Source organism: Halomonas sp. 3D7M (assembly GCF_014897885.1).
In the GTDB taxonomy this organism is placed as follows: domain Bacteria; phylum Pseudomonadota; class Gammaproteobacteria; order Pseudomonadales; family Halomonadaceae; genus Vreelandella.
In genome coordinates, this window is sequence record NZ_JABUZF010000252.1 from 54,535 (window position 1) to 57,476 (window position 2,942).

Annotated in this window: 1 protein-coding gene and 1 pseudogene; both read left to right on the plus strand. The window is 53.7% G+C overall.

Features of this window, described 5'->3' with window-relative positions; genetic code table 11:
* Positions 1 to 113 precede the first annotated feature (113 nt).
* Entirely contained in the window at positions 114 to 2,276 is a 2,163-nt protein-coding gene (pnp, locus tag INT22_RS15535; RefSeq protein WP_083000730.1) for a polyribonucleotide nucleotidyltransferase, read from the plus strand.
* Positions 2,277 to 2,364: 88 nt separating this feature from the next.
* A pseudogene (locus INT22_RS21190) lies at positions 2,365 to 2,942 on the plus strand (MFS transporter); the annotation flags it as partial.

Below are 2,942 nucleotides of genomic sequence, written 5' to 3' on the forward strand. Positions count from 1 at the left end.
GGGCAGCCCCTTGTGGGCTGCCCGTTTTTTTGTTTCTGGTAGCCGTATGGCGCCACAGCGCCTAGAATGGTGGCGAGTCAAAACGACCCAAGCGAAAAGACAAGTAGATATTAATGTTAAAGGAAGTCGCCGTGAATCCGGTAAAAAAAACGTTTCAATACGGTCGTAGCACCGTCACCCTAGAAACTGGGCGTATTGCTCGCCAAGCCACTGGCGCCGTTATGGTGACCATGGATGAAACCGTCGTACTGTGTACGGTTGTGGCTAAAAAAGAAGCAAACCCCAATCAGCCTTTCTTCCCACTCTCGGTACACTACCAAGAGAAAACCTACGCAGTGGGCAAGATCCCCGGCGGCTTCTTTAAGCGCGAAGGGCGTCCTACTGAGAAAGAAACCCTTACCTCGCGTCTGATTGATCGTCCGATCCGTCCGCTATTTCCTAAAGGGTTTATGAACGAAGTGCAGGTTATCTGTACTGTTCTGTCGACTGATCGTAATCATGACCCCGATATCGCAGCCCTACTGGGCACTTCGGCAGCGCTGGGTATTGCTGGCGTGCCGTTCAACGGCCCGATTGGCGCGGCACGTGTGGGCTTTAATGAAGAGCAGGGCTACTTCCTAAACCCAACCGTTGAAGAGCTGACTACCTCAGAGCTGGACATGGTTGTTGCCGGTACCGAAAACGCGGTATTGATGGTGGAGTCGGAAGCTCAGGAACTGCTTGAAGACGAAATGCTCGGTGCCGTGCTGTTTGGTCACCAAGAAATGCAGGTAGCCGTTAGCGCGATTAAAGAGCTGGTCGCTGAAGCTGGCAAACCGCGTTGGGATTGGCAGCCGGCCCAAGAAAATGTAGCACTGAAAACGGCCATGGCCGATGCCTTTGAAGCCAAGGTAGGTGATGCTTATCGCATTACTGACAAAATGGCTCGCCAAGATGCGCTGTCAGCGCTGAAAGATGAAGCGGTTGCACAGTTGGCCGCTGCTGAAGGCGAAGAAGTAGAAGGTAAGTTCAGCAAAGATGACGTGAAAGGTGCGTTTGCTGGCCTTGAAAAGCGCGTTGTACGCTCTCGTGTCGTGAAAGGCGAGCCCCGTATTGATGGACGCGACAATGCCACTGTACGTCCTCTAGCGATTGAGGTGGGTGTACTGCCTAAGACACACGGTTCGGCAGTATTTACCCGTGGTGAAACTCAGGCCATCGCCATTGCTACCTTGGGCACCCTGCGCGATTCGCAGCTGATCGAGTCCCTGGAAGGTGAGCGTAAAGACCGCTTTATGCTGCACTACAACTTCCCTCCTTACTGTGTTGGTGAAGCCGGCTTTATGGGCGGCCCGAAGCGTCGCGAAATCGGCCATGGCCGTTTAGCACGCCGTGGCGTTCAAGCAATGCTGCCGTCAGAAGACGTTTTCCCCTATACCATCCGTGTGGTATCGGAAATCACCGAATCTAACGGTTCTAGCTCCATGGCGTCAGTGTGCGGCTCCTCGCTCGCGCTGATGGATGCTGGTGTACCATTAAAAGCACCGGTGGCCGGTATTGCCATGGGCTTGGTGAAAGATGAAGACGGCTATGCGGTATTGACCGATATCCTGGGTGACGAAGATCATCTGGGCGATATGGACTTCAAAGTTGCCGGTTCTGAAGAGGGCGTTACTGCTCTGCAGATGGACATTAAGATTGAAGGCATCAATGAAGAGATCATGGAGAAAGCGCTGCAGCAGGCCCATGATGCTCGCCTCAGTATCCTCGCTCAGATGAACGACGTGATCAGCCAAAGTCGTACGGATGTGTCGGAAAATGCTCCGTCCATGGCGACGATTAAAATCGATCCGGACAAGATCCGTGATGTGATTGGTAAAGGCGGCGCGACGATCCGTAAAATTTGCGAAGATACCGGCGCCTCTATTGATCTGGATGATGATGGCACCGTGCGCATCTACGCCGAAGATAAAGCCGCAGCCAAAAAAGCCATTGATACCGTGCTGGCAATTACCGCAGAGGCGGAAATTGGTAAGCTTTATAACGGTAAAGTAGTTCGCATTGCGGACTTTGGCGCTTTCGTTAATATCATGCCGGGTACTGACGGCTTGGTTCACATATCGCAAATTGTTGCCGAGCGCGTTAACAACGTGCGCGACTTCTTAAATGAAGGCGATGATGTGATTGTGAAAGTATTGGATATCGACAACCGCAATCGTGTGAAACTCTCAATCAAAGAGATCACCGAGGAAGAGAAAGCAGCTTTTGCCGCTGCCGAGGCGGACGTCGCTAACTAAAGCGATGTAGACGTAACGGCCGCCCCCGCAGCTTTCAGTTGCGGGGGCGGTGTCGTTTTATAGGCAGTATAGGAAAAGAGAAGAGAACATGGAGAAGGAGCAAGCGCCGCGTTGGTGGGCGGTAGTGGCCGTGATGATCGGTATTTTTTTATTGGTGACAGCTGAGCAGCTGCCTATAGGGTTATTGTCCCAGGTGGCGTCGTCAATGGGTGTCACGCCAGGTATGGCGGGCCTTATGGTGACCGTGCCGGGAGTGGTTGCTGCTTTCTCTGCGCCGCTGTTGCCGGTCGCGGTAGGCCGTTTAGATAGACGTGTCATGCTCACGGTGATGATGATTGTGATGGTGATTGGCAGCGCGCTTTCAGCAGTGGCCAGCAACTTTGGGTTACTTCTGGCAGCCCGTGTGTTGGTGGGCATTAGTATCGGCGGGTTTTGGGCCATTGCGGGCAGTATTGCCCCAAGGCTGGTGCCCAGCGATCAGGTTGCCAAGGCCATGACGATTATTTTCGGTGGTGTGGCCGCTGCGTCAGTATTGGGGGTGCCGTTAGGTACGCTGCTTGGGGACCTGAGCAACTGGCGGGTGGCGTTTGGCGCGCTAGGCGGGCTGAGTCTTTTAACCGCCATTGCACTATGGTGTTGGCTACCGCCACTGCCGCCAAGAGAGCC

Bases quoted from the DNA above. Each gene is read 5' to 3' on its own strand.
- pnp (WP_083000730.1), top strand. From the start codon at position 114: ATGTTAAAGGAAGTCGCCGTGAATCCGGTAAAAAAAACGTTTCAATAC.